The 25,625-nt window shown below is 49.1% G+C and carries 24 protein-coding genes; 11 read left to right on the top strand and 13 right to left on the bottom strand.

Annotated features, from left to right (window positions below):
• Positions 1–27 precede the first annotated feature (27 nt).
• Positions 28–420 (bottom strand): flagellar basal body rod protein FlgB, encoded by a 393-nt coding sequence (gene flgB, locus AKL11_RS08280; protein WP_067516346.1) that lies wholly within the window; start codon positions 418–420, stop codon positions 28–30.
• Between the two features lie 172 nt (positions 421–592).
• On the opposite strand from flgB, the gene flgA reads away from it, so the two are divergent.
• The 3 genes from flgA (at position 593) to flgN (ending at position 2,255) form a co-directional block, all read left to right on the top strand.
• A complete protein-coding gene (gene flgA, locus AKL11_RS08275) occupies positions 593–1,372 on the top strand; it encodes a flagellar basal body P-ring formation chaperone FlgA (RefSeq protein ID WP_067516343.1) in 780 nt (259 codons plus the stop codon).
• 95 nt (positions 1,373–1,467) lie between these two features.
• Complete coding sequence (gene flgM / locus AKL11_RS08270; RefSeq protein WP_067516341.1) at positions 1,468–1,758, top strand: flagellar biosynthesis anti-sigma factor FlgM; 291 nt, start codon at positions 1,468–1,470, stop codon at positions 1,756–1,758.
• Positions 1,759–1,766: 8 nt separating this feature from the next.
• Positions 1,767–2,255, top strand: a complete 489-nt coding sequence (flgN, locus tag AKL11_RS08265; protein WP_067516339.1) for a flagellar export chaperone FlgN — start codon at positions 1,767–1,769, stop codon at positions 2,253–2,255.
• 258 nt (positions 2,256–2,513) lie between these two features.
• On the opposite strand, the gene AKL11_RS08255 is transcribed toward flgN, so the two are convergent.
• Genes AKL11_RS08255 through AKL11_RS08220 form a run of 8 tightly spaced genes read right to left on the bottom strand, consistent with a single transcriptional unit; the run spans position 2,514 to position 10,608 of the window.
• Complete coding sequence (locus AKL11_RS08255; RefSeq protein WP_067516335.1) at positions 2,514–2,954, bottom strand: flagellar export protein FliJ; 441 nt, start codon at positions 2,952–2,954, stop codon at positions 2,514–2,516.
• Entirely contained in the window at positions 2,951–4,282 is a 1,332-nt protein-coding gene (gene fliI / locus AKL11_RS08250; protein WP_067516333.1) for a flagellar protein export ATPase FliI, read from the bottom strand. Before fliI ends, AKL11_RS08255 begins: the two co-directional genes overlap by 4 nt.
• Positions 4,283–5,161: a FliH/SctL family protein gene (locus AKL11_RS08245; protein WP_067516331.1), complete on the bottom strand. Its 879-nt coding sequence runs from the start codon at positions 5,159–5,161 to the stop codon at positions 4,283–4,285.
• Positions 5,161–6,189: a flagellar motor switch protein FliG gene (locus tag AKL11_RS08240; RefSeq protein WP_095210264.1), complete on the bottom strand. Its 1,029-nt coding sequence runs from the start codon at positions 6,187–6,189 to the stop codon at positions 5,161–5,163. The genes AKL11_RS08245 and AKL11_RS08240 overlap by 1 nt, the downstream gene beginning before the upstream one ends.
• A gap of 3 nt (positions 6,190–6,192) precedes the next feature.
• The gene (gene fliF / locus AKL11_RS08235) at positions 6,193–7,800 is read right to left on the bottom strand and encodes a flagellar basal-body MS-ring/collar protein FliF (RefSeq protein ID WP_067516327.1); all 1,608 of its coding nucleotides are present in this window, start codon (positions 7,798–7,800) and stop codon (positions 6,193–6,195) included.
• A 16-nt stretch (positions 7,801–7,816) separates the two neighbouring features.
• Positions 7,817–8,155: a flagellar hook-basal body complex protein FliE gene (gene fliE / locus AKL11_RS08230; protein ID WP_067516325.1), complete on the bottom strand. Its 339-nt coding sequence runs from the start codon at positions 8,153–8,155 to the stop codon at positions 7,817–7,819.
• 28 nt (positions 8,156–8,183) lie between these two features.
• Positions 8,184–9,668 carry a sigma-54-dependent transcriptional regulator gene (locus tag AKL11_RS08225; protein WP_067517256.1) on the bottom strand — a complete coding sequence of 495 codons (1,485 nt, stop codon included), beginning with the start codon at positions 9,666–9,668 and terminating at the stop codon, positions 8,184–8,186.
• 31 nt (positions 9,669–9,699) lie between these two features.
• A complete protein-coding gene (locus tag AKL11_RS08220; protein ID WP_157673472.1) occupies positions 9,700–10,608 on the bottom strand; it encodes a MotY family protein in 909 nt (302 codons plus the stop codon).
• A 547-nt stretch (positions 10,609–11,155) separates the two neighbouring features.
• On the opposite strand from AKL11_RS08220, the gene AKL11_RS08215 reads away from it, so the two are divergent.
• From AKL11_RS08215 to flhA, 8 genes are read left to right on the top strand one after another with little or no spacing between them, the layout of a single operon-like run.
• Positions 11,156–12,028, top strand: coding sequence for a FliM/FliN family flagellar motor switch protein (locus AKL11_RS08215; RefSeq protein ID WP_067516321.1), 873 nt, complete (start codon positions 11,156–11,158; stop codon positions 12,026–12,028).
• 18 nt (positions 12,029–12,046) lie between these two features.
• Positions 12,047–12,409 carry a flagellar motor switch protein FliN gene (fliN, locus tag AKL11_RS08210; RefSeq protein WP_067516320.1) on the top strand — a complete coding sequence of 121 codons (363 nt, stop codon included), beginning with the start codon at positions 12,047–12,049 and terminating at the stop codon, positions 12,407–12,409.
• Positions 12,406–12,831, top strand: a complete 426-nt coding sequence (gene fliO, locus AKL11_RS08205; protein WP_067516318.1) for a flagellar biosynthetic protein FliO — start codon at positions 12,406–12,408, stop codon at positions 12,829–12,831. The genes fliN and fliO overlap by 4 nt, the downstream gene beginning before the upstream one ends.
• Before the next feature lie 47 nt (positions 12,832–12,878).
• The gene (gene fliP, locus AKL11_RS08200) at positions 12,879–13,577 is read left to right on the top strand and encodes a flagellar type III secretion system pore protein FliP (RefSeq protein WP_067517254.1); all 699 of its coding nucleotides are present in this window, start codon (positions 12,879–12,881) and stop codon (positions 13,575–13,577) included.
• Between the two features lie 4 nt (positions 13,578–13,581).
• Positions 13,582–13,851: a flagellar biosynthetic protein FliQ gene (locus tag AKL11_RS08195; protein WP_067516316.1), complete on the top strand. Its 270-nt coding sequence runs from the start codon at positions 13,582–13,584 to the stop codon at positions 13,849–13,851.
• Between the two features lies 1 nt (position 13,852).
• A complete protein-coding gene (gene fliR, locus AKL11_RS08190; RefSeq protein ID WP_067516314.1) occupies positions 13,853–14,620 on the top strand; it encodes a flagellar biosynthetic protein FliR in 768 nt (255 codons plus the stop codon).
• A 1-nt stretch (position 14,621) separates the two neighbouring features.
• Positions 14,622–15,770 (top strand): flagellar biosynthesis protein FlhB, encoded by a 1,149-nt coding sequence (flhB, locus tag AKL11_RS08185; protein ID WP_067516312.1) that lies wholly within the window; start codon positions 14,622–14,624, stop codon positions 15,768–15,770.
• Positions 15,771–15,783: 13 nt separating this feature from the next.
• Positions 15,784–17,892: a flagellar biosynthesis protein FlhA gene (gene flhA / locus AKL11_RS08180; protein WP_067516310.1), complete on the top strand. Its 2,109-nt coding sequence runs from the start codon at positions 15,784–15,786 to the stop codon at positions 17,890–17,892.
• Positions 17,893–17,948: 56 nt separating this feature from the next.
• Here the strand turns inward: flhA and cutC (AKL11_RS08175) are convergent, their stop codons facing one another.
• From cutC (AKL11_RS08175) to cutC (AKL11_RS08160), 4 genes are all read right to left on the bottom strand, one after another.
• Positions 17,949–20,375 (bottom strand): choline trimethylamine-lyase, encoded by a 2,427-nt coding sequence (gene cutC / locus AKL11_RS08175; RefSeq protein WP_216636493.1) that lies wholly within the window; start codon positions 20,373–20,375, stop codon positions 17,949–17,951.
• A 175-nt stretch (positions 20,376–20,550) separates the two neighbouring features.
• Positions 20,551–20,838, bottom strand: a complete 288-nt coding sequence (pduA, locus tag AKL11_RS08170) for a propanediol utilization microcompartment protein PduA (protein WP_067516307.1) — start codon at positions 20,836–20,838, stop codon at positions 20,551–20,553.
• 241 nt (positions 20,839–21,079) lie between these two features.
• On the bottom strand, positions 21,080–22,042 hold the full coding sequence (gene cutD / locus AKL11_RS08165) for a choline TMA-lyase-activating enzyme (protein WP_067516304.1): 963 nt from the start codon (positions 22,040–22,042) through the stop codon (positions 21,080–21,082).
• A gap of 90 nt (positions 22,043–22,132) precedes the next feature.
• Positions 22,133–25,564, bottom strand: coding sequence for a choline trimethylamine-lyase (gene cutC / locus AKL11_RS08160; RefSeq protein WP_067516302.1), 3,432 nt, complete (start codon positions 25,562–25,564; stop codon positions 22,133–22,135).
• Positions 25,565–25,625 lie beyond the last annotated feature (61 nt).

Here is a 25,625-nt window from a genome sequence, read left to right as displayed (position 1 = left end):
AGAGAAAATCCTGAATTACTTAAAAGACTATTGCCCATTAATGGCTCGTTCGAGGCCACGGACTTTCATATTGAGAAAGGTGAAACTGGTTTCATATTCCATGCGGTTGCGGGCAAACGCTGCCTGTTCCTGACCCAGCTCAACGGTGTTGCCGTTATGAGATGGCTGCAGCGGTGTGCGTTCATACACAGCAGGTTCTTTCGGGCTGATGTCATCCAGAGACAAATGATTTTCTCGGGTGCGCGTAAGGGACAGCTGGTTTTGCTGCTGTTGAAATACTTGCTTAAAATCCAGATCCTGCGCTTTGTATCCCGGTGTATCGATATTGGCGATATTGCCCGAGATAACTTCTGCACGCTGACCTCTCAGCTGCAACCCCTGCTCGTGAACTCCAAGAGTCTTGTCAAAATTGACACCCATTAACTACTGCCTGCTGTCGTTTGATTTACATTTTCAAACCCGGTTAAAGCAATAGGCGTGCCAAAAAATAAACTTATTATCAATTATGTGAATTAGCGCAAATCACTCATACATTTCAATGGCCTATCGTGAAATACTCGAAAGCCTGTTTTGTAAGTCAGAGTGTTTATCAATGAAGGCGGAAATTCTTTTCCGCATGGAAGCGGTGACATCAGCAATTTCAAGCGCTATACGGCAACTAATACAGGCCTGCACCTCGAGGAAAGCATTTTCCGCCTTCCTTATCATTGCAGTGTCCGGAGCGCTTCAGGCCGAGACGTTTGAACATCAGGTAATCAGTGCTGGAGAACAGTTTCTCCATGCCAAGGCTGCCCGCATAAAAAAAACGCTGGCCGCCACGGGATACGAAACATCGGTAATACCACCGTCGACACGCTTGAGCATGCCAGCCTGCTCATCAACACCGGTGATTGAAGACTTCAGTCGTAGTGATATAGGAGACCAACGCCTTAAAGTTAAATGTCTTTCTGGCAAACACTGGAGTGTTTTTCTGCGGGGGAATATTGCGATGTATAAACCGGTTCTGACTGCGAACCGATTACTTGAAAGAGGTGAAGCCATACCCTCATCAGCGGTTTCATTAAAACGACAGAACCTGGCTGAACTCAGGAAAGGGTATTTATCCAGCAAACAGGCCCTGGCTTATCGAGTCACCCGTGTCCGGATAAAGACCGGCACACCGATAGCGCCCGATATGCTGACTTCAGAGCAATTGATTTCCAGAGGGGATAGAGTTGTGATCAAGACGGGTGACGGCACTGTGAATATCAGTGTCGCCGGTGAAGCAATGGAGGGCGGAGGGATAAATGACCAGATCCGGGTACGGAACCTTAACAGCCAAAAGATGGTCTACGGTATCGTGACCGGGCGGGGAGAAATCACCATCAAATGAGAAAAAGCAGCCGTAAATTTAATTTTTTCCCATTAGTGACGATTACGGTTTGCCTGCAAATGCTGTGTGAAGAAAATTGTTGAGTGGTGGATGTAATGAGTACAAGCAAAATTGGTGGCAATGATCTGTCACTGTTGATATCAGAGCCTCGTCGGTTTGCTGACAAAAAAGATCAAGCAAGTGTGGGTTCAACCAATGCGAAACCATCGTCATCCTTAGTGGAACAAGCCACCGAGAAGGCGATGACGACACCTGACGTTGATACCGCAAAGGTGGAAAGCATTCGCCGCGCTATTTCCAATGGTGAGTTGAAGATTGATGCAGAACAACTGGCACAGAAAATGCTGGAGTTTGAAGACGCTATTTTTGGCGCAGAGACTGAGTAAACACTTGCATGGCCACCATCCCTGAAATCCTGACGACAGACCTGAGCCTTTTGAAACAGTTGAAAGCACTGTTTCTTCATCAGCAGGCCTGTATCGCCAGCCGAAACACTGATGCTCTGCAGAAAAGCAATGAGCAGATGGATGAGATTGGAGCGGCTACGGAACAAAACAATCACCATAAAGCGCAATACCTTCAGGAAAATCGCATTCACCTTGCTGCAGGCACATCATGGGAAAGTGCGGTCAAAAGTCGAATTAATGCATGGCCTGTGAACCATTCGAAACAAGCGCTGGATATGCTGGCGGAGATCAGCGCACTGGCAAAAGAATGTCAGGCGCTCAGCAGAGATAATCAAAAGACAGTCGTCTTGCAAATGACACTGACTGGCAAAGCCCTTAATCGTTTACGCGGGCCGTCTGTGGATAACGGCAGTTCTTATTTTGCGGATGGTTCTCAGAATATGACCAGTGATTCTATGTCGCTTGCTATTGCTTAATATTTTATACGCTCCTCGTTCCCATGCTCTGAAGTTGTCGCGAAAGGGTGAAAAGGGCTAAATATTCTAATATCGTCGTTCCCGCGTAGGCGGGAACCTACCACGAACAGTGGATCTCCGCCTGCGCGGAGATGACGACTAAGTGTTTTATCCTTATCAATATACCTTTTGCGACAACCTCGCTCCGCATGGGAACGAGGTTTCTGGAGTTTTTCGGCAGCCTTGGAGCTGGGGACGAAGTGTCGTATGTCGTCGTTACTACGCAAACTCATCTTGCCTGAGGGCAAATCCGGCAGATAATTCATCCAACACTTTCTGCTCGCTACGCTGGTATTGCTTGATCAGCGCTTCCTTCTTTTTTTGCAGTAATTTATCAGCCGTTTTTAGTTTCTTCTGCTGTTCTACCAACAACGCTTCACGACGACGGTATTGCGATTGCTCCACCGCCAATTGCTGACGTTGATGTCGAATAACATGATCTAACTGGCGACTGAACTGCCAATTAGCCTGCAGCTCCAGAGTAGTGATCTGACGACCTTGTTGGTGATAAAGATTCTGCTGAAAACTGTCCAGACGCAGTAGACGATCCTGCTCTTCTTCCAGCTTTTGTCGTGCTTGCACTGAGGCGCGCTTCTCTTCTTCAAAAGCCGACTGCTGAAGTTCTCGCCAATGGGTTAAGCCATCTTTTCGTTGCGTCATGTTTTGCTTTTCCAGACAGAGGAGAGCGATGCCAGCGATGATTCAAAATCAGCACTCTCGCTGATTTCCTGCTGTAACAACCCGGTCATAACCGGCAATAGCCGTATCGCTTCATCCAGCTGTGGATCTGAACCGGCCTTGTAAGCACCAAGGGTGAGCAGATCTCGATTGTGCCGGTATAAGGACCAACCACGACGGAAACGCTGCGCTTCACGGATATGTTCCACAGATGCTATCTGCGGCATAACCCGGCTGGCAGAAGCCTCAATATCAATGGCGGGATAATGCCCGAATTCTGCCAGCTCCCGGGAAAGTACAATATGACCATCCAGAATTGCACGAGCAGCGTCAGCTATTGGGTCCTGCTGATCATCCCCTTCTGATAACACGGTATAAAATGCTGTGACCGAGCCACCGCCGGTTCTGCCATTACCAGCACGCTCCACCAGACGGGGAATCATGCCAAAAACAGACGGCGGATAACCTCGTGTAGCCGGCGGTTCACCAATGGCCAGAGCAACTTCCCGCTGCGCCTGGGCATAACGCGTCAGAGAGTCCATCAATAACAAGACATCCTGTCCCTGATCACGAAAGTATTCAGCGATACGATGGCACAGGTTCGAGGCTTTAAGCCGCATCAGCGGTGGATCATCAGCAGGGGAAACCACAACCACTGCACGACGAAGACCTTCTTCACCAAGAATATGCTCGATAAATTCCCGGACTTCCCGTCCACGCTCGCCTACCAGACCCACCACAATAATATCGGCCTTGGTAAATTTCGTCATCATCCCCAACAACACACTCTTACCAACACCACTGCCGGCAAACAAACCAAGGCGCTGGCCTTTGCCCACAGACAACATGGAGTTTATGGCTCGAACGCCAACATCCAGAGGCTCTGTGACCGGGTGGCGTTGTAATGGGTTGATGGTTTCTCCATCAAAGGGAATGTACTCATTGGTGAGCAATGGCCCTTTGTTATCCAACGGCGTACAGACCGCATCAATCACCCTGCCCAGCAGGGATGGACCAACAGGAATACCATTGTCGTCATTTAAAGGGATTATTCGATCACCAGGGCGAAGGCCTGAGGCTTTACCGACAGCCATTAGGTAGATGCGATCCCGATCAAAGCCCACCACTTCTGCTTCTATACGACGATTACCAGTCGTTTCAATCTGACAGCGCTGACCTGTTCTCAGGTCACAGCCACTGGCTTCCAGTTTCAGCCCGGCAACCCGTTGCAAACGACCATAGGTCGCCATGGTGTTCAAACCAGTCACCGCCTGTTTAGCCAGTTCGCAGCGCTGGATCAGGCTAGTCATTTATTGTCTGCCCAGCGGAAATCGATCCGCTTTCAGAAACTGCGAAACAGAGTTTATATAACCTTCCATTCGCAAACCCACACTGGCATCCACTTCGGACTGATCACAGAAAACACGGCAGCCGCCTTTTTCTTGCGCGTCATCCGCAATCACTTCTACTGAGATCTCTTGCCCGAGATTAAGATCCTGAAGTTTGTCAGTATCATCAGGGTTCACATGAATACGTAACTGCTTCGATGTCCTTGGTAACAGGGCAATCGCACCGTTGACCACACGTTGTATCGCTTCTGGCTGCAGCATCAACTCCGCCTGCACCATTTCTTTAGTAATGCTGCTCACCAGCTGAACCACAGCATCCGTCAGTTCGTGATCCTGCGTTTCGCCATAGATCTGAAGCTGTGAAACAACCTGTTTCAGCAAAGCATGCTGCTGTTGCAGTTCAACCTCATGATTTTTTAATGCTTGCGCTCTACCTTCCTCAACACCTTGGGCAAAGCCTTGTTCGTGTTCTTTTTTTTGTTCCTCAACCTGTGCTTCCTGCTCACTCCTAAGCGCTTCCTGTCCTGCCTGAAACCCATTTTCATAGGCTTTATCGCAGGCAGCTAATAGGGCAGCTTCTGTAATTTCCGGCTCTTGGGGAGACTCTTCAATGGCATCGAGACTTTGATCTTCATGCTTTGGCTCGTCATACTCAAGCTCAACAGGTTCATTGCTCTCGGCAACGTCAGCTGATGTTTCTGGCAGCTCAATAAAAGGCCGAATCGACGATGCAGCGACTTTAGCCATCGACATATCCACCAAAGGCACTAACAGCTCAGACTCAAATCGGCTCGCTAAAACCGGGAACATAAGCTCCTGTGATGGTCTCTTGTCGTCCATCAGTTAACCAGTTCCTCAGAGGCCATTGATATTTCGATAAGCCCATCAGATTCCAGTTTCCTGGTAGTGTTGAGCATTTCACGACGCGCCTGCTGGACTCGACTCATTTTCACTTGCCCGGCGGTTTCCATCTCATCCCGCACATAGCTGGAACCACGCTGAGTCATGCAGCCAAATACCTTGTTTGTGTCGTCTTCTGACAAACCTTTCAGCGCCAGTGCAAGTACATCTTGTGGGGTATTCTCGATCACCAGACGCAACTGTTTTTCATCAAGCTGTAACAAATGTTTAAAGGTAAAGCGAAGGGATGCCACCAGCTCGGCCACCGCTTCGTTGCTTTCCCGCAGGTGCTCCATCATCAGCTCGCCGGCACTGTCTTCTACATGGTTAAGAATCTCTGCCAGCTGTCCGGTTCCATCAATGGAATGAGGACGGCTACGATCATCGTCGATACTTTCCAATAGCGCACAAATAGCATCAATACTGGCCGGAGGAACTTTATCCAGTGAACCAAGACGACTAACAACGTCTAATTGCTGCTGCTGTGGTAATAGTGACAGCACTTCAGCTCCGCGCTCCGGCTCCATACAGGTCAGTAGAACCGCCTGCAATTGAGGAGGTTCATCGCGCATGGCCTCCACCAGAACATCCGCTTCGAGCCAGACCAGTCGTTCAAGAATCGGACTGAGCTCATCAGACATCATGGACTCCATCAGACTTCCGGCTTTTTTATCACCAACAACCGTGCGAAGCGTACGCTGAACGTAATCACGGTCGGTGATTAACGGCAGCTGTTCACTTTCCCGCAACGCCTTGTTACTGACGTATTCCAGCTCCTGCAGCGTAATGTCGTTTAACTGTGTCATCGCGCGGGTGAGGCGATAGACTTCAGAAGAGGCCATTTTTTTTAGAACCTCTGCCGCCGCCTCTTCTCCCAGACCAAGCAGTAGAATGGCAGCCATTTCCAACTGAGTTCGCTGGCTTTCAATCCCGTTAAGATCGTTGCCGGGTTGCATTGCTAGTTCCATGATTTACTCCGGCTTAATCCACTGTTTCAGAACATGAGCAATCAACTCTGGTCGCTCGGTGGCCATTATTCGTGCCTGTTCCAGAGTCTGCTGAGGCGTGTTTGGCGTGACCAATACGCCTTCCGGCGTCAGAAGATCAACGGGGGATAGCTCGACTGGTGCTTGAATTTGTGTGATTGGCCTTCTGCGGAGTATAAAGACTCGAAGCAGCAGACCCAGACAAATCGCCACCAAAACAATAGCCAGCATGGCCATCACGTTGGCAGCGGATTGCCCGGTGTATTCCTGCAGGGTATTTTCCCACTGACTCTGGCCGGACTGGGCAATCATGGATTGCAGGAATGGCAGGCTATGAAGACTCATCACATCGCCACGCGCCTCATCAAAACCCACCGCTTCTCTTGCCAGGGAGTTCATAAGGGCCAACTGCTCTGGTGGAAACTCTGTGTTACTGACCGATGGAAGACTATTAATAACAATGGCAACGCTCAGCTTGCGAATCTGCCCTGTGGCTTCTCGAATGTTGCTGACCGTTCTACCCAGCTCAAAGTTACGAACCGATTGGGATTTTTGCCGTTGCTGACTGTCAGCCCCTGGCACAACAGCCGCAGGTTGACCGGCAGTGGTCGTATTTTCTGTACTATTGTCTGCCTCAGAAGAAATGCTTTCGCTACGAACCACAGCGCTTTCAGGATCAAAACCTTCACTGGTTTTTTCCACAACGCTGTAATCAACATCTGCTGTGACCTGAACCCGTATATTGCCACTGCCCACCACCGGTTCCAGCAAATTGAGAATGCGCTCAATATATTGCCTTTCCATTTGTCGTGTATGGGTGATCTGGCGATTTGACAGGTTCAGTTCATCAGGCTGACCGGTGAGCAATGTGCCGTACTGATCCAGTACATTTACATTTTCTGGCTGCAGTTCAGAGCGACTACCAGCGACCAGATGAATAACGGCGTTCACCTGTCGTGAATCCAGCTGCATGCCAGGCTTAAGATCCAAGACGACAGATGCAGTGGCCTGTGACTGACCCCGCATAAACGCACTGCGCTCTGGAATAGAGATGTGAACCCGGGCATTCCGCACTGCATTCAGTGTCATGATCGTTTTAGACAGCTCACCTTCCATGCCCTGGTTATAGCGCGTTTTCTCAACAAACTGACTGCGCCCGAGAGCACTGCCACTTTCCAGCAATTCCATACCCGCGGGCAATTTTGGTGTAATACCGGCAACGGCCATTTGCATACGAGCACTGGCAATACTGTGGTCTGGCACCAATATCTGGCCAGAATTGGGGTCAAGGCGATAAGGAATAGCCTGACCATCCAAAACACCAACGACACCCGCCGTATCAAACTGTTCCTGACCACCGAACAATGGACGCCAGTTGTCGTCACCCTGCCAAAACCAGAGTGTTCCCAGAACCGCCACGAGGGCAGCAAAGCCAATACCGGCAAACAGCAGCATCTGCCCCGTCGGCAACCGATTGGTGATGGATTCAGGCAAAGAAGCGCGTAAGTTACGCGCTTTAGCCGTGAGTGTTTCCAGCAGCGGGCGGCTGGATGCCGTTGTCTGAAGCGTTTCCTGAGTCTGGGCTTGTGTCACGTTACCAACTCACCCCTTAAACCGGCATATTGAAAACAGTTTCATAAGCGGATACCACCCGGTTACGAACCTGCATCATTGTTTGAAAACTTAAACTGGATTTCTGACTGAGAATCATGGCGCCGGCTACATCGTCGCTGGCTCCGATTTCGACAGCATGACGCGCTTTGTCCGCTACCTCTTGACGATGATTGACCTGCTCGACGGCCAGTTCAAACAGATCAGAAAATGCTACCCGGTCAGTGTCTGGTAATTCACCAGAGGCACCTGCCAGTATTTGTGGTTGCACCGTATCAACCGATGCTGCGGACAATGAACCTGAATTTGGCATTTCGACCAGAGGCGTTATGTTCATGGGTATTCCTGTCTATCTCTGCCCGGTCTCAGGCGTAAATCAAATGTCGGTTGTCAGCATCAAAGCGATAAGCAGAAAATCTGCCTGACGCTTTCTCATTAGACGATAAATGTTCTGTATTGATGCCCATTTCGCGCAGGCGAGCCAGTTTGTAGCGGAGCATGCGGGTCGATATACCAAGGGCTTCTGCCGTTTTTCCGCGATGCCCCTGATGTTCATGAAGACATCGAACGATATGCTGAAGCTCTGCTTTTTTGCGTCCGGGCTGTGGCAACTGCTCAATTTCCCGGGAAATTTCAGTTTGAGCGTTTTTGACCGGAATCGCTTCAGTCTGCAAAACCTCTAAAACCTCTTTAGGTGCAAGCGGTGCAGATACTGATTCCAACATCAGATCATCAGGACGTATAACAAGATGACTGGACATCACTACTGCACGTTGCAATACATTATCCAGCTCGCGAACATTGCCAGGCCATTGATGATTCTGAAGGCATAGTTCAGCCTCCGGTGACAAAACCGGTGGCTGTAATTTTTCCTGAAGCGCCGAACGTTTCAACAACGCATTCGCCAGTGGAAGAATATCTTCCCGACGCTCTCTCAATGGCGCCCAATGAATGGGGAACACATTCAAACGGTAATACAAATCTTCACGAAAGGTGCCGTTTACTACCTGCTGACGAAGATCCTGATTGGTTGCTGCCACAACACGAACATTGAGTTTAATCGGTGCATTACCGCCAAGGCGGTCAACTTCACGCTCCTGCAGCACACGCAGTAATTTTGCCTGTTGAGCCAACGGCATTTCTGCGACTTCATCCAGAAACAGTGTGCCGCCGTTGGCTTGTTCAAATTTACCTTCCCTGCGACTGGTTGCCCCCGTAAACGCGCCTTTTTCATGGCCAAACAAGATCGACTCCAGCATGCTCTCAGGTAACGCTGCACAATTCACGGCAACAAAAGGGCCTTTAGCACGGGAGGAATTATCATGAATAAAACGGGACAGTACTTCTTTGCCCGTGCCACTCTCACCGGTAATCAACACGGTTGCCGGTGAGGCGGCCACTTTACGAGCCAGCTGCACGGTTTGCAGGCTGGAAGGAGAGGCTGCAATAATCGTACTTTGATGCTCTGAATGGCTAACCGCAGATCCAATTGATTTCAATAACGCCGCTTCATTCAACGGCTTGGAGAGAAAATCAACAGCGCCCATCTTGATAGCATTGATGGCTTTTGCTAAATCGTTGTGCGCACTGATCAGCAGAACCGGCAATCCTGGCTGTAAAATAGATAGCCTTTGATGAAGCTCGTAACCATCACCAGACGATTGTCTTTTTTCCGCGCCAGTGGAAAGATCTGCATCAATAATCACCAGACTGTACAAACACTCTGAGACGACACATTGCGCCTGCTCAATACAGGAAGCATGGTCGACCTGAAACCCCTGGCTGTTAAGCAGGTCACTCAGGTAACTGGTCGTCAGTGGATCACTATCCACTACAAGGATTCGATGCATTTGCCGGTACGTTCTCTCTTTTGAAGCGGAATTATTTTTCCAGTTTGGCATCTTTGACCGCGGTGTCGGTATCAGGTCTAACCGTCTCGTTATCTGTGTTAAGCCGCACATCAACACGTCTGTTGCTGCGCTGACTTGCATCCGGGTAGCGTTCACCGTGATGACGCACAGCCTTTATCAACGTTTTATCGATACCAGCACTAATCAAGTAAGTTTCTACGGCTTTCGCGCGGTATCTGGATAAATCCAGATTTCTCAGTTGAGGGCCACTGCTGTCTGAGTAACCATCAATAGTGATGCTGGTGATAGCCTTTGGATCATATTCCTGATAACGGCGAATAAGATCGAGCTCTGGGCTGGAATCATTGAGTACTGAGCCACCTGAATCGAAGAACACTGACGTTTTTTTGATTTTTTCAAAACGAACTGGCGGCAGTTTTTTCCGGCAGGCTGAGAAATCGTTGTAAGGCACCTGGAAGTCTACAGATGACATGGCAATGGAGAGCTCTTTCCCTTCTGTCGATTTTAGATTTATTCTCCCCCAATACCCCTGAAACAGCTTATCTGCCAATTGACTGATATTTTGGCGGAACAACACTGTTCCATTTTCCTGGAAGGAGCCATTAGAAAGCCGTGTCGCCGCTGTGTATTCATGCCATGGCGCAGCCTCCAGAAGGAGGACTGAACTTCTTTGAGCGGCTGTTGTTAAAGGAGCATCAAGAACAAGCTGCAACTCGCTCTGATCTCTGCTTTGCAGATACAATTCACCCTTAGTGTAACTGTTCAATATTAAACGACAGTCAGTATCTTTACTGGACGCAGACCAACGCCCGCTATGCAGTCGCTTTTCTGGATATTGAACTTGCCAGCTTGTTGCTTTGGATGGTGCTACAGTCTCGGCATCAGCCAATGAGGAAATGGCCAAGACTGAAACAAGCATCAAGAAACGGACTGCATAGGCTTTTGATAGCTTTATTACATGACCATTCTGCTGCTGACTGCATATACATAACAGTGTCGCTATCATTTTGGTGCTTACTTTAGATTTTCAGAAATCGGAAATCCGAGTCAAACACCAATCGAGATTACTAACCACACTATTGGTATGACGTATGTTTACGGATTCGCAAATGAAGTAATTTTGTCCTGCTTCGCGAAATCGTCTGGACGCACTAAATTCGCTATTTTCATTACTCGGTATCAATATAATTCGAATAATGAGTAACGCGTCACAAATCTATTTCAAATTTAAGTAAAGATAAACACTTGTTGTTTAGGTTTTGTACGCAGCAGTGTGCGTACTTGCACTTATTATCAAAAATCTCTATTCGTTTTCTAATGCGCAAAATTTCTCAGACTGGCCTACCGCTTTTCTAGAATCCAACAGCTTCAGTATTTATAACACCACCAAGATGCTTGTCTGACTATGGTCGTTTGTTGCCATATTTATTTTGTCTTGAATGGCTAATGAGGAGTAGTTCGTAAAAATGAGACCTTTTGATCTGATTCAAGGTAGAAACAACGCTGCATCACAATCAGAGTCACTGACAGGTCTGTTTGAATCCATGGGAAGCAAATGTACTGAAGCACTTGCTAGCACTATCAAAAAAGAATGGGGTGAAGCAATTTGTCTCGAACAACGACCACCCTCGGAAGAAACACTAGAACAACCCGTTATAGCGGATGATCAATTCATCACTCATCATTTCACGGTGGCAGAACATGCCCAGGCACGACTATTTATTCACCGGCTAATACCCACCATACTGGTGGATATCGCCTGCGGTGGTAACGGTGAGGTGTCAATAGCCAGGCCATCTTTAACCATTAGTGAAAAACACCTTCTCGGTAAACTGGTCAGATTTATCACTGCGCAGCTTCAGCGTTCATTGGAAGAAGTGACTGAGAATAGCGGGCTTGAATTTCTAGCCCTGTCCGGTAATGAAGCCATCAGCAAAAGTGAACAAGAACCAATCGAGCTTTTTCATACCCTGACGCTATCGATTGGAACGAATACCGTCGACATTCATTTTGTGATGTCCAGGGAAAGCTTCGCTCTGCTACAAGAAGACGATACGGATCATTTCGTTTCCTCTGTTGACCCTGAAGAATTGAATACTGCACTTCATACCGTGCCCGTGTCACTCACGGCAACGCTCTGTGAATACACAACCCGACTGCGAAATATACAACAGTTAAAGCCTGGTGATTTTATTCCCATCCGAATGAGCTCAGTGGCCAATATTCACAGCGCAGGGCGTCATTTATTCAACGCTCAGGTGGTGAAAATGAACGACCAGCTTTGTCTGCAAGTGATGGGCTGCAACGATCGCGCTTCTAACTTTACTACCGAACTCTAAATTCCAGGTTAATTCTATATGTCTGATGTACTTATGGATCAGTTAACGACTGACTCTGACGCTACTCTACAGAGTGAGCATGATGCCGCCCTGCCTTTGGACAATGACGCCAATAACACCACCGATCTGTCCATCATTCTTGATATTCCGGTCACCGTTTCTCTGGAAGTGGGGCAAGCCGAGTTATCGATTAATGAACTGCTGGCTCTTAAGCAGGACTCGGTGATTGAGCTTGACCGTAAAGTCGGCGAAGCACTGGACGTACGAGTGAATGGGCGACTTATTGCCCAGGGCGAAGTGGTTGAAGTGAATGGCCAATACGGCATACGACTGAGTCACGTAGTCAAACAGCCAGCCGATGCGGCGTTCAAACTAAATTGAAAATACGACCATTACTGTTAGCTCTACCGCTGCCCTTCTCACTGCCAGTGTATGCCAGTGAGAAGAGCGGCAATCTCGATACTTTGAGTTGGGCCATACAAACCGGTGCCATGCTGATGTTTGTGCTTGGTCTGTTTCTAGCGTTGGCATTTTTAATGAAACGCATGCGTGGATATTCCGTTGCCGGCAGTCGTATGAAATTACTGGAAACATTGCCTCTTGCCCGTGGCGAGAAACTTTGCCGGGTGCAGGTGGGTGATCAGGTAATGATTATTGGCGTTACCGCCGGTGGCATCACACGTTTAGGTGAGCATTCGGTGGAGCCAGAAGAACAGACGGTTCAAAACAACAGCGCATTCGCACACCTGTTAAAAAGTTGTACTGCCATTAAAACCAGCGGTAGCAAGGTGGCGGAACAGTGAAACTCAGTCTCCTTAAAAAGAAAATTCTGCCAATCAGTTTTCTGGGTATGCTTTTGTTTGCTCCGGCGGCTCTGGGTAATATCCCACTTTTCCAGATGACTCAGGCATCCGGTGGCCAAGAGTACAGCGCTAGTCTGCAGATTCTGTTACTGCTGACGTCTCTGTCTTTTCTGCCAGCCGTGTTGCTCGTAATGACCAGCTTCACCCGGATTATCATCGTGCTTTCCCTGTTGAGGCAGGCACTGGGTGTTCAGCAAATACCACCGAACCCTGTGCTGGTCGGGCTTGCGCTGTTTCTGACCCTGTTTATCATGCAGCCGGTGCTGGATCAGGTGTATGTCCAGGCAGTTGAACCTTACATGCAAGAGGAAATGACGCTTAAAGAGGCTGCATCTGTTGCCAGTGTTCCCGTGCGCGGATTTATGTTGCGACAAACCAGAGAATCCGACCTTGTTCGTATGCTGGAAATTTCCGGAAATCCAACTCAGCTCAGTGCTGATGAGATTCCGTTCAGCGTATTAATTCCGTCGTTTATTTTGAGTGAACTGAAAACGGCGTTTCAAATTGGCTTTATGCTGTTCATACCCTTCCTTGTGATCGATATGGTGGTCGCCAGTGTGTTGATGGCCATGGGTATGATGATGTTATCGCCGCTGGTGATTTCGTTGCCCTTTAAGTTAATGCTGTTTGTGCTTGCGGATGGCTGGGGCATGACCGTCGGCACACTTGCCGCCAGTTTCGGGTAATCAGATGACTCCAGAAGTTGTAATCGATCTGTTTCGTCAGGCTCATATGCTGGTTGTCATTATGGTTTCGGTCATTATTGGCCCAGGGCTGGTACTGGGTTTAATTGTTGCGCTGTTTCAGGCAACGACCCAGATCAATGAACAGACCCTCAGCTTTCTTCCCAAACTGATAGTCACTCTGTTAACCCTGAGCGTGGCAGGACACTGGTTACTGCAGCAAATGCTGGCACTGTTTGAACAGTTGTTTCTGGATATTCCCGGGTTGATTGGCTGATATGGTCACAACCGCTGAACTCACAGCATGGATTGGTCAGATTATCTGGCCTGCCTGTCGTATTGCTGCCGCACTCTGGTTGATGCCTATCTTTGGTCGCAACAATTTGACGCGCCATGTACGACTTGTGTTGTGCATAAGTTTATCGGTGCTGGTTGCGCCGTTGTTGCCACCTTTGCCTGTCGTTGAACCCATGTCGATTCAAGCCATTCTGCTGATTGCCCAACAGGCACTCATTGGGCTTGCCATGGGATTTATTATTTTACTCTGGCAGGCGGTGTTTGCTTTTACTGGTCAGGTGCTTTCCATGCAGATGGGTTTAGCCATGGCCGTTATGAACGACCCAACCAATGGCCCGGGCACACCCATTATTGGTAAGTGGCTGCAGACCATGGCCTTGCTGGTTTTTCTGGTGATGGATGGCCATATGGTCATCGTTCAGGTGCTGGTTGAAAGCTTCCGCACTTTGCCTATCGGTGTCACTCCCGACAACACACAATTTATGCAGCTGGTGATGCGCGGTGGCTGGTTATTCAGCAGTGGTCTTTTAGTAGCCTTGCCCGCGGTCATCAGCATGTTGCTGGTGAATATGGCCTTTGGCGTTATGAATCGAGCTGCAGCACAGTTAAATATTTTTGCCTTGGGTTTTCCCATGACGTTGTTGCTGGGCCTGTTCACCATGCTGTTTACTCTGGACAGTATGTCCAGCGTGTTTGTGGATCTCAGTGATCAATCACTACTGTATTTACGACAGTGGACGGTCAACTGAGATGACAGACAGTACACAGGAACGCACGGAACAACCCAGCGAGAAACGCCGCCGGGAAAGCCGGGAAAAAGGCCAGATTCCCCGCTCTAAAGAACTGGTCACCGGCCTGACGTTATTGTCTGGCTCTGCCGTGCTCTATCTGATGGCGGGCACCATGGTAGAAACCATGGAGGGAATCCTCCGGTTGAATCTGGCCCTGAGTCGGGAAACGGTGTTTGCTGAAAAGCAGATGGGCATACATTTGCACAGCTCATTGAGAACGGCATTTACCAGCCTGTCGCCATTTTTTATCACGCTGGTTTTGACGGTTCTGATAGGTTCGGTTGCTTTGGGTGGATGGGTGATGAGCCCGAGCTTAATGAGCCCGAAATTCTCTCGAATTAACCCCGCTCAGTGGTTTGGCAAAGTCTTTTCCCTGGCGTCGTTAATGGAACTTCTGAAGTCCATCTTGAAAGTCGGGCTGGTCATCGGTTGCCTGCTTTGGTTGCTGTACGACTATTATCCGTTATTACTCAGCCTGTCTCGTGTGCCATTACCGGTCGCATTCAGCCAGGGTCTTCAGGTTCTGGCGATTGCCATGATTGCTTACGCAGCTACCCTTGGCATTATTGCCCTGATTGATGCCCCGTGGCAGCTGTTTCAACACAACAAGAAAATCATGATGACCAAAGAAGAGGTCAAAGAAGAATTTAAGAATCAGGACGGTAAACCGGAAGTAAAAGCCCGGGTTCGACAGCTGCAGAGGGAAGCAGCAAATCGTCGCATGATGCAAAAAGTACCTGAAGCCGATGTCATCATCACCAACCCGACTCACTACGCCATTGCCCTGCGTTATGCCCCGGAGAAAGCAGGTGCCCCATTTGTGATTGCCAAAGGCACCGATGAAACCGCGCTGAAAATCCGCGAAATTGCGGCAGAACATAAAGTTGCCGTGATTGAAGCGGCATTACTTGCTCGAGCCATTTTTTACACGACAAAGATCGATCAGGAAATTCCAGGGGATCTTTACATGGCTGTTGCCCAGATTCTGGCTTATGTACAACAGCTGAAGTATTACCGACAGGGTGATGAAATGGCACCTCCCGTGATGCCGACACTGAACATTCCTGACGGTTACGAATCCAAATACCAGGCCCCTGAGACATTATGATGTTGGAACTCTCATGACCCCCACGACCTTTCGACAACACCTGCAGACCTCGCAAAATTATCTGGGCGTGCCACTGCTGTTGCTGGCGCTGCTGGCCATGGTCACTTTGCAGATTCCACCCCTGCTGCTGGATATGCTGTTTACCTTTAACATCGCATTGTCGCTTGTGGTGCTGCTGGTGTCTGTGTATACCTTGCGCCCACTGGACTTCCGGGTATTCCCCACCATTCTGTTGATTGCTACGTTGATGCGACTGGCGCTGAACGTTGCCTCGACTCGAGTGGTTCTGCTGTATGGGCATAACGGCGGTGATGCAGCCGGTAAGGTTATTGAAGCGTTTGGTAACGTGGTGATTGGCGGCAATTATGTGGTGGGTATTGTCGTCTTTATCATCCTGATGGTAATTAACTTTTCGGTAGTAACCAAAGGTGGTGGTCGTATATCAGAAGTCACCGCTCGATTTACCCTAGATGCCATGCCCGGTAAACAGATGGCCATCGACGCGGATTTGAATGCCGGCCTGATTAATCAGGAAGAAGCCCGAACCCGTCGAGAAGAAGTACGACAGGAAGCCGACTTCTACGGAGCAATGGACGGTGCCAGTAAATTTGTTCGTGGTGATGCGGTTGCCGGCCTGATGATTCTGGCCATCAACATTATCGGGGGTGTCATCATCGGTCTCATGCAACATGGAATGAGCTTTGCCGACGCTTTTGAGACTTATGCACTGCTGACTATTGGTGATGGTCTGGTGGCACAAATTCCCTCGCTTATTTTATCCACAACCGCCGCTATGATGGTGACCCGGGTTTCCGATTCGGAAGAGATGGGTAAGCAGCTATCTCGTCAGATGTTCACGTCACCGAAAGCGTTGAGTGTTTCTGCTGCCATCTTGATTATTATGGGCCTGGTGCCGGGTATGCCGCACCTGGCGTTTCTTAGCTTTGGTTCTCTTGCTGCATTTATTGCCTGGAAAATGCATACACGTCAGTTGACTGAAAAGACCACCAGCCGGGATAAAAAAGATATCGCTGAAAATATTACAGCGCCTCAGCAAGCCGAAGCACGAGAGCTTTCCTGGGATGATGTACCTCAGGTTGATCTACTTGGGCTGGAAATTGGCTACAAACTCATCGCCCTTGTGGATAAAAAACGTAACGGTGAACTACTGGATAGAATCAAGGGTGTGCGTAAAGCACTGTCCAGTAAAATTGGCTTTCTAATTCCCAGTGTCCATGTGCGTGACAACATCCGTCTGCCAGCAACGGTTTATCGAATCAGCCTGATGGGTATTGCCATCAGCGAAGGTGAGTTGGAACCAGATCGCCTACTGGCACTGAATCCGGGACAGGTTTTTGGTGAGGTTGAAGGTACAAAAACGACAGATCCTGCCTATGGGATGGATGCGGTGTGGATAACCAAAGAGCAACGAGAAACAGCAATTGCTCTGGGTTACACCGTGGTTGACCCTGCCACCGTTCTGGCGACTCATCTCAGTAAAATTCTGGATGAGCACACCCACGAACTACTGGGCTTTGAAGAAACCCAGAAGCTTGTGGATAAGCTGGCTACTCTGTCACCAAAACTGGCAGAAGAACTGGTGCCGGGCAAACTGACCATCAGCACTCTGAGAACGGTTTTCCAACAGTTGTTGATCGATAAAGTACCACTGACGGATTTACGAACCATTGGTGGTGCATTGCTGGATGGTGCTGGAAGAAATAGTCATCCCGTGTTGTTGGCTCAGGATGTTCGTGTTGCTCTGAGAAGAACGATTATTGATGAGCTGATTGGTATGGAACCCAATGTGCCTGTCATTACTCTGGCACAAAATCTGGAACAGCTGTTACTGCAGGCGTATCAAACTTCCCAGCAAACCGGACAGTTTGCTCCGGATGCGATTCCGCTGGACCCCAACGTTACACGACAACTGCAACAGTACATGCCAGAAGTAACCGAGAAACAGCAGACAGCCGGCAAACGTCCAATCCTTCTGGTAGCACCACAGCTAAGGCCATTGCTGGCTCGATTTGCCCGTATTTGTGCGCCAGAGTTGCGCGTGCTGTCTTACAATGAGATACCGGATAACCGGCAGATTGCGGTTGAAGCGACGTTGGGATAAATGAATCAATGCCTGCAGCCACTCTGATCATGGCAGCAGGTATTACTCATAACTGATTAGTGCAAAGCCCCCAGGCTGTTATCACCGTCTAATTCGGTTCGACTGATAATTTCATCCTGAACTTCTTTGCATAATTCAACAAAGAAAGCACTGTAACCCGCCACACGCACAATCAGGTCACGGTACAGCTCCGGGTTGTTTTGTGCAGCTTTTAACTGCGCATTATCAATGTAATTAAACTGCATCTGCGCGTTTCCCATCATCGATGCGGCTCGCAGCAAATGAGTGATACCTTCTTCACCCTGCCGGGTATCCAGACTGCCTTTCACTAATTTAAAGTTATGAGACATCCCAAGGCTCATGGCTTCCACATTGATTTTACTCACCGATTTAATCACTGCCGTCGGGCCAAAGCGATCAGCACCCTGAGTTGGACTCATACCATCGGACAGTGGTTTACCAGAATGACGACCATCAGGCGTTGCCCCGACCATTGAGCCTAACGGCGTATTAAACGACTGCGACAATGTGCCGTGGATCATTCGGGCATAAAGCGATTTTTGCTGATTCAAACGCTGCTCAGTGAAATCGACAATATCTTTCGCAATGAAATCCGCATAGTCATCATCATTACCGTATTTCGGCGCTCTCAGACAACCAAGACGCAGCTCTTCATATCCCTGCCAGTCTGCATCCAGCGCAGCCTTAAAGGTTTCCAGCGTGTATTTTTTATCATCAAACACCAGTTTGCGAATCGCCGCCATGCTATCGACATAGGTGCCAAGACCCGCAAAGATGGTGCCCGGGCCTTCGTACAACACAGCACCGCCCGCGGTCACATCTTGCCCTTTCTCCATACACCCATCGACCCACAGAGACATATAAGGGTTTGGCATTCTGTCTCTGACCAGCTTCTGGTTAATAACAGTGCCCGTGGCTGTCATCGATATGATGTGCTCAACTTGTCGTTTAACAGCCGAATCAAATTGTTCGTAAGAGGTGAACTGCGATAAATCGCCGGTATCAATTCCTTGATAAGAGCCGTGGCTTTTCATAAATCCACGATTCAATACAAACTCAATGGCAATAGGCCATTGCGTGAAGCCACCGACCGTCCATTGATGGATCCGACCTGATTTTTGCGGTTCAACACAGCCCATCAAGCAGTAATCCCGGGCATCTTCAAAATCAAACCCTTTACGCAACATCATTCGAATATGAGCATCATCAAAATGAATTGCGGGCATTCCAATCCCCGCTTTGATGACTTCATTGATGGCTTGAAGATATTGTCTGGGTGAGCCGTTATGCACACGACAGGCTAAGGATGGTTGATAGACTTTTACTCGCCTCACCGCCTCCATAACCAGGTAAGTCAGCTCGTTGGTAGCATCCCCACCTTCACGCTTTTGTCCGCCAACACACATATTAATAAACGGCATATATCCGGCAAAATAAGTTGCCGTGCCACTGGGGGTATACCAGATCATTTCCGAGCATTTCAGAATGAAGCAACCAAGCAGTTCAAAGGCCTGCTCTTGGGTGATGTTGCCACTGGCCATATCCGCAGCAAAGAGCGGGTAAACATATTGGTCAATTCGGCCCAGTGATGTACTGCACTGGTTTTCTTCCATTAAAAACAGCGACTGAATCGTCCAGATGGCCTGCAGTGCTTCCTGAAAAGTTTCAGGAGGATGTTCAGGCACCCTGAGGGTAACGCTTGCGATCTGCTCAAGCTCTGCCTTTCGGGCAGGGTCACTTTCTTGACCTGCCAGTTCCAATGCATGGGCTGACAGACGTTGGGTGTAGATTTGAATGCCTTCACAGATCAGAATGGCCGCCCGATAGTGATTTAACTGATCTTCGTCGTATTCTTTATTGAGGTTAGCTAGCTTTTCTTCGGCTTCCGCTTTCAGCCCACTGACGCCTTTGGCAAACAGAATGATGTCATAGCCCGGGCTGGTATCACCGCCACCACTGGTGTGGTGATAGGTCAGATCACTGACACAGGCTTCGGCTGAAAACTCCCACAAACCCGGTACTTCCCGAAACTGCTGCTCACAGATTTCATCCAGTGATTTGCCTTCCCAGAATGGGAATATTTGATCTTTCAAAATCTGCTTATCGGAGTCCGATAGGTAGTATGGATCCTGTGGGCGGCTATCAATGGTATCCAGTTCATCTTGCAACCAGCGCCAGGCGGTATCCGGAGAAAAAGCACCGGCTCTTGGTTTGCCGCAGGGGTGACCGACAATAAGCTCACCACCTTGAATCAGCATCGGTGCGGTTTCACAGGCTCTTTTAAAACCCATGGCCCGGCGTACATTATTCGGCAGGTTTGGGTAGTTTTTTGTGATTTCCGTATAAGCCAGCGCACGGTGAATAGTAATGCTCGGCTTTACTGTCAAATACTGATCTTTCAGCAGTTGTAAACGAGAAGGCAGCCCTGATGGGACAGCATTTGATGGTATTGCGCCCGACATTTGAGAACTCATTATTGAACCCATCATCACATGATCATCACATGGCATCGAAGAAAATTTCAGCGATACCAGCAGCATTATTATTGCAGGTAGGAGGTAACGAAATTGGAAAAGTCTAAAGAAGATAAAACGACACCGGATTATTAAGTAATGCCGGCGTCATCAGTATTGATAATTACTCAGCCTTGGCCATTGGCAGAATAACTTCAACTTCATTGTGTGGGCGTGGAATAACATGAACAGAGATCAGCTCACCTACACGTTCAGCCGCTGCAGCGCCAGCATCGGTAGCCGCTTTAACAGCACCAACATCACCACGTACCAGAACAGTCACCAGACCACTGCCCACCATTTCTTTACCCAGCAGAGTGACATTGGCCGACTTCACCATGGCATCAGCCGCTTCGATAGCGCCGATTAAACCCTTGGTTTCAACCATGCCCAAGGCATTTGAAATAGACATTGCAAGAACTCCTTAATTATTGTCTGCAATTTTGCCCACCACCTAATCGATGATGGAGCTGTTACAAAAAATCTGCGTTTCAGTAATTGTGCAATAACGAGACCGGGTAATGGCCTCTATGTCTACAGAGGTTGTCGCAAAATTCCAGAAATCTCGTTCCCATGCTTCGCGTGGGAACGAGGTGTACGAGATATCTGGAGTTATGCGACACCTCCCTACATTCTGTGGTAACAGCCACTTTTCAGTGACGAACCAACCGAACATCAAAATCAAATCGTTCCAGAAACTGATCAAACATATCCATTTCGAGGCTGCTGTATCCGGGATTGCCCGGAACCGGGTATTCCAGATCCAGCATGTCGTACTTTGACTTGCCCAGCTGGTGATAAGGCAGAAAATCGATACGCTGTATGCTGCCTTTTTTAGCCAGATTTGAAACGTATTCAATGGCACCAGTAATGGATTCATAGGAATCGTTATAGCCACGAATTAAAGGCATACGCACGACAACATTCGCCTTTAACTCAACCAAACGTTCAAGGTTACGCTTCACCTGTTCGTTGCCAATGCCAAACAGCTGTCGGTGCAAATCCGTATCAATCTGTTTCAGGTCAAACAGGAACAAGTCGGTGACAGGTGCCAGCTTTTCATAATTGGTAATGTTCGTGGTGCCGTTGGTTTCAATAGCGGTATTGACCATGGCCTTTTTGCATTCCGCCAGCAAAGCCGCAGCAAAATCGGCCTGCAGGCTAACCTCACCACCACTCAGGGTGACACCGCCGCCAGACGACAGATAAAAGTCATAGTCTCGAAGGATGATGTCCATCAACTCAGAAACCGTAACTTCTTTCCCCATGATGTTGAGCGCTTCTGAAGTACAAATCTCTTCACAACGCTTACAACCGATGCAGTCCACCGTGCGGTCAACATGATGGATGGTTTCACTGCCCTGAACCTTCATGACGTGCACACCGGCAGGGCACACTTCAGCACAGCGACCACAACTGACGCATTTATCCCGGGAAAACATCACCTGATATTTACTGCTGATGCCTTCCGGATTTGCACACCAATCGCAGCGAATATTACATCCCTTAAAAAAGACCAGCGTCCGGATACCTTCACCATCGTAAATCGAGTATCGCTGGACGTTAAAAATCCGACCTTTCTGTTCAATCGCCTGTTCAAACGTCTGCTCAATCATGCCGTTCTCTTACTCCAAAACCATTGCTCTGAACGGGTCATGAAAGACGACGTCGGTTATTCACCGATATCGTCTTTCATGCCCTTATCATCAGAAACTATCCAGAACGGTTCGGCTGATAATTTCATCCTGTACTTCTTTACAGAGCTCAACAAAGTAAGCGCTGTAACCAGCCACACGGACAATCAGATCACGGAACTTTTCAGGCTCTTTTTGAGCCTGGATCAGCATGTCGTTATCGATGTAACTGAACTGCATCTGACCATTACCCAGAACAGAAGACGTACGCAGCAGTGTAATCAGACCTTGCTTGCCTTCCGGTGTATCCAGCAGACCTTTCAGGAACTTGAAGTTATGAACCATACCAATGTTCATACTTTCCACGTTCATGCGGCTAATGGATTTGATGATCGCCGTCGGGCCTTCTTTATCCGCACCCTGAGTCGGGCTGATACCATCGGATAGTGGCGCCCAGGCCAGTCGACCATTCGGCGTGGCGTTGGTCAGTTCGCCGATAGGTGTGTTGTTGGAAATAGACAGCGTGCCGTGGCTCAGTTTTGAGTAGAGCATGTCGTATTTCTGACATTCCGCTTCTGTCCACTCGGTGATATCACGAGCAAAGTCGTCTACATACGGGTTATCGTTACCGTACTTCGGCGCACGCAGTGCATCGTGACGGAGAGTTTCGAAGCCTTCAAAGTTGGCTAACAACGCATCTCTGAACTGTTCAAGGGTGTACTTGCGATCTTCAAATACCAGCTTCTTGATCGCCGCCATGGAATCCACATAGGTTCCAAGACCGGAGAAGATCAGACCCGGGCCGTAGTTAACCATGGCACCGCCAGCAGCAAGATCCTTACCCTGCTCCATACACCCTTCCACCATCAGCGACATCAGTGGCTTAGGTGCATAGTCTCGGTGCACACGCTGACTGACCACGGTACCGATGGCAGAGAGTCGAACGATCTTGGCAATCTGCGTCTTCACCGCCTGATCAAACTTATCAAAAGTGTCCAGTGCTTCCAGAGATCCGGTGTCTTCACCCTGTACCGAGTCAAACAAAACCATACGACCACGGTTCAACACAAACTCAATGGCGATGGGCCACTGGGTATAACCGGTGGATGTCCACTGATAGATACGACCGGATTTCTGCGGCTCTACACACCCCATCAGGCAATAATCACGGGCATCCGCAAAATCGAAGCCTTTGCGCAACATCATCTTGATGTGAGAATCGTCGAAGTGACAGGCTGGGAAACCCATGCCCGCTTTTACGACTTCTACGATTTTTTCCATGTAGTGCTGTGGCGACTGGTTATGAATACGACACGCCAGAGATGGCTGGTACATTTTCACAAAACGAACTGCGTCCATCATCATCAGGGTCAGATCGTTGGTGGCATCACCACCCATGCGCTTCTGACCACCAACCGTCAGGTTGATGAATGGCTGATAGCCGGCAAAGTATTTTGCACCCGCTTCAGAAGACACCCACATCAATTCGGAACATTTGATGATAAATGCCTGCATCAATTCCACCGCCTGATCCCGGGTCAATCGACCGGAATCAATGTCCGCCTGATACATTGGCAAGCAATACTGATCCATACGACCCAGTGACAGGCCGGTCTGGTTTTCTTCCACTTCAAATAGGGATTCTACGGTCCAGACAGACTGCAGCGCTTCCTGGAAAGTCTGTGGTGGATAGGCAGGTACACGCTCATTGACGTCTGCAATAGTCAGAAGATCCTGACGACGAGCCGGATCATTCTCACGGGCTGCCATCTCACGGGCCTGTGCCGCAATGCGGCGTGCGTAGATCATGACACCTTCGGTAGTGTCCAATGCTGCCTTGTAGAAATAAATACGATCGATGTCTTCTGGATTTTCCATCGACAGGTTCGCCAGATGGGCACGAGCCTCATCCTGAACACCCTTCATACCTTTGGTGAACAGCACCACATCAAAACCAGGGCAGGTATCACCACCGCCGTTGATTTGATGGTAGGAAAGGTCAGATACAAACGTTTCGCCACTGAATTCCCAAACACCGGCTTCGCGATACTGGGTTTCACAGATTTCGTCGACGGACTTGCCTTCCCAGAACGGAGCCAACTCTTCACGAATCAGTCGTTTATCTTCTTCGCTGACAATGAATGGGTCCTGTGGACGAGTGGACATGGTGTCCAGCTCATCCTTCACCCAACGCCAGGCGATGTCTGGCGAGAACGCACCGGCTCTTGGCGCACCACAAGGGTGACCAACAATCAGCTCGTCCGCCTGAATCAAAATCGGCGCCGTTTCACAGGCATAACGGAAGGCTTTAGCGCGCAACATAATTGTTGGCATGCCCGGGTTTTCTTTAACTACCTTGGTGAAGGCCACTGCACGATAAGTGGAAATGGATGGCCGGGCATTCAGGTAATTACTTTTCAGGCGCTGAACCCGTGGCGTCATGCCTTCCATCGCCTCAGCAGAGATCGCTAAAGACTGGGCACCATCACAACGACTGTGAGCCTGCATGGTACTTTGGTTACCGCTATTTTGGTTTCCGCTATTTTGGGTACCACCATACACACGAACCTGCAACGCAGAATGATGTGCCGACAGATTCTGTCGCGCAGCCATCAGCATTTCAGAGAGTTCGTTAATAATAACGCTACTGTCGTTTAGATTGGCGCCATGGAACAGTGCGTCAAACATCGGGAAGCCATCAACGGCTTTCGGGCCACGAACTTCAGACAGTTCGCACAATTTCAGCCACAGACATTCAACCAGTTCGTAGGCCTGCTCGCGGGTAAGACGGCCCGCATTGATGTCCGCCATCATGCAATCGTTCAGCGCACGGTCAAAACCTTGAGGGCTGACAGCAAAGCTGCCATTTTCCAAATGCAGGGCTAGCTGCAAAACATAGAATGACTGACACGCTTCTTTAAAGTTACTGGCTGGCAGGGCAGGCACTTTTTTCAGAATGTCTGCGGATTCCAGCAGTTCTTTTTTACGGTACGTGTTGGACTCCACCATGGCCATGGATTCAGCCTTGCTCGCCAGAGTCCGCGCCAGTTCGATCACCCCGTTGCAGCCATAGGCAATTGCACGACAGGTGTTCATGGCATCCTGCCCCAGTAATTCAGGCTGGCTTTCAACCCGGGAGCGAATGCCCAGAAGACCACTTTTGATAACGTCGTAATAATCCGGCGCTTTAATGGTGGAAGCGGCTGCTGACGGAATCAAACTTAAGACCGACTCAGATGCCAGCTCTTCCTGACTGTGGAAAATGGCCGCTCTTGGAGCAGAGGCCTGCGCTCCGATAATCAGTTCATCCTGCCCAATGTGCAGCGGTAATCTTCGGGTCAGCTCATAAAAGGTTTTTGCGCTTTTAACCTGACCGGGTACACCAACAATTTCAGCAGAAATCGTGCTGATCATGCTGGCACGTTCCGGGCTGATGGTACTGACCGAAGAAAGCAGTCGGTCAGCCAAAACCCGAACTCTTGGAGTCAACGTGTATTTTGACATCGAGTTACATCCTGATATTACGAGCCCGCATGTCTTTGTTTTACAATGACACCGGCGTTAT

The organism is Endozoicomonas ascidiicola (genome assembly GCF_001646945.1).
GTDB classification, from domain to species: Bacteria; Pseudomonadota; Gammaproteobacteria; order Pseudomonadales; family Endozoicomonadaceae; genus Endozoicomonas; species Endozoicomonas ascidiicola.
This window is presented reverse-complemented; position numbering and strand designations above follow the sequence as displayed.

What these genes read in the sequence shown, in the direction of transcription:
- flgM (WP_067516341.1), top strand. Translation starts at nt 1,468, where the DNA reads ATGAGTACAAGCAAAATTGGTGGCAATGATCTGTCACTGTTGATATCA.
- flhB (WP_067516312.1), top strand. Translation starts at nt 14,622, where the DNA reads ATGACAGACAGTACACAGGAACGCACGGAACAACCCAGCGAGAAACGC.
- AKL11_RS08215 (WP_067516321.1), top strand. Translation starts at nt 11,156, where the DNA reads ATGAGACCTTTTGATCTGATTCAAGGTAGAAACAACGCTGCATCACAA.
- flgA (WP_067516343.1), top strand. Translation starts at nt 593, where the DNA reads ATGAAGGCGGAAATTCTTTTCCGCATGGAAGCGGTGACATCAGCAATT.
- fliI (WP_067516333.1), bottom strand. Translation starts at nt 4,282, where the DNA reads ATGACTAGCCTGATCCAGCGCTGCGAACTGGCTAAACAGGCGGTGACT.
- flhA (WP_067516310.1), top strand. Translation starts at nt 15,784, where the DNA reads ATGACCCCCACGACCTTTCGACAACACCTGCAGACCTCGCAAAATTAT.
- AKL11_RS08220 (WP_157673472.1), bottom strand. Translation starts at nt 10,608, where the DNA reads ATGCTTGTTTCAGTCTTGGCCATTTCCTCATTGGCTGATGCCGAGACT.
- cutC (WP_067516302.1), bottom strand. Translation starts at nt 25,564, where the DNA reads ATGTCAAAATACACGTTGACTCCAAGAGTTCGGGTTTTGGCTGACCGA.
- flgN (WP_067516339.1), top strand. Translation starts at nt 1,767, where the DNA reads ATGGCCACCATCCCTGAAATCCTGACGACAGACCTGAGCCTTTTGAAA.
- cutC (WP_216636493.1), bottom strand. Translation starts at nt 20,375, where the DNA reads ATGTCGGGCGCAATACCATCAAATGCTGTCCCATCAGGGCTGCCTTCT.
- AKL11_RS08245 (WP_067516331.1), bottom strand. Translation starts at nt 5,161, where the DNA reads ATGGACGACAAGAGACCATCACAGGAGCTTATGTTCCCGGTTTTAGCG.
- fliR (WP_067516314.1), top strand. Translation starts at nt 13,853, where the DNA reads ATGGTCACAACCGCTGAACTCACAGCATGGATTGGTCAGATTATCTGG.
- AKL11_RS08225 (WP_067517256.1), bottom strand. Translation starts at nt 9,668, where the DNA reads ATGCATCGAATCCTTGTAGTGGATAGTGATCCACTGACGACCAGTTAC.
- pduA (WP_067516307.1), bottom strand. Translation starts at nt 20,838, where the DNA reads ATGTCTATTTCAAATGCCTTGGGCATGGTTGAAACCAAGGGTTTAATC.
- cutD (WP_067516304.1), bottom strand. Translation starts at nt 22,042, where the DNA reads ATGATTGAGCAGACGTTTGAACAGGCGATTGAACAGAAAGGTCGGATT.
- fliP (WP_067517254.1), top strand. Translation starts at nt 12,879, where the DNA reads ATGCTTTTGTTTGCTCCGGCGGCTCTGGGTAATATCCCACTTTTCCAG.
- AKL11_RS08240 (WP_095210264.1), bottom strand. Translation starts at nt 6,189, where the DNA reads ATGGAACTAGCAATGCAACCCGGCAACGATCTTAACGGGATTGAAAGC.
- fliE (WP_067516325.1), bottom strand. Translation starts at nt 8,155, where the DNA reads ATGAACATAACGCCTCTGGTCGAAATGCCAAATTCAGGTTCATTGTCC.
- flgB (WP_067516346.1), bottom strand. Translation starts at nt 420, where the DNA reads ATGGGTGTCAATTTTGACAAGACTCTTGGAGTTCACGAGCAGGGGTTG.
- AKL11_RS08195 (WP_067516316.1), top strand. Translation starts at nt 13,582, where the DNA reads ATGACTCCAGAAGTTGTAATCGATCTGTTTCGTCAGGCTCATATGCTG.
- AKL11_RS08255 (WP_067516335.1), bottom strand. Translation starts at nt 2,954, where the DNA reads ATGACGCAACGAAAAGATGGCTTAACCCATTGGCGAGAACTTCAGCAG.
- fliN (WP_067516320.1), top strand. Translation starts at nt 12,047, where the DNA reads ATGTCTGATGTACTTATGGATCAGTTAACGACTGACTCTGACGCTACT.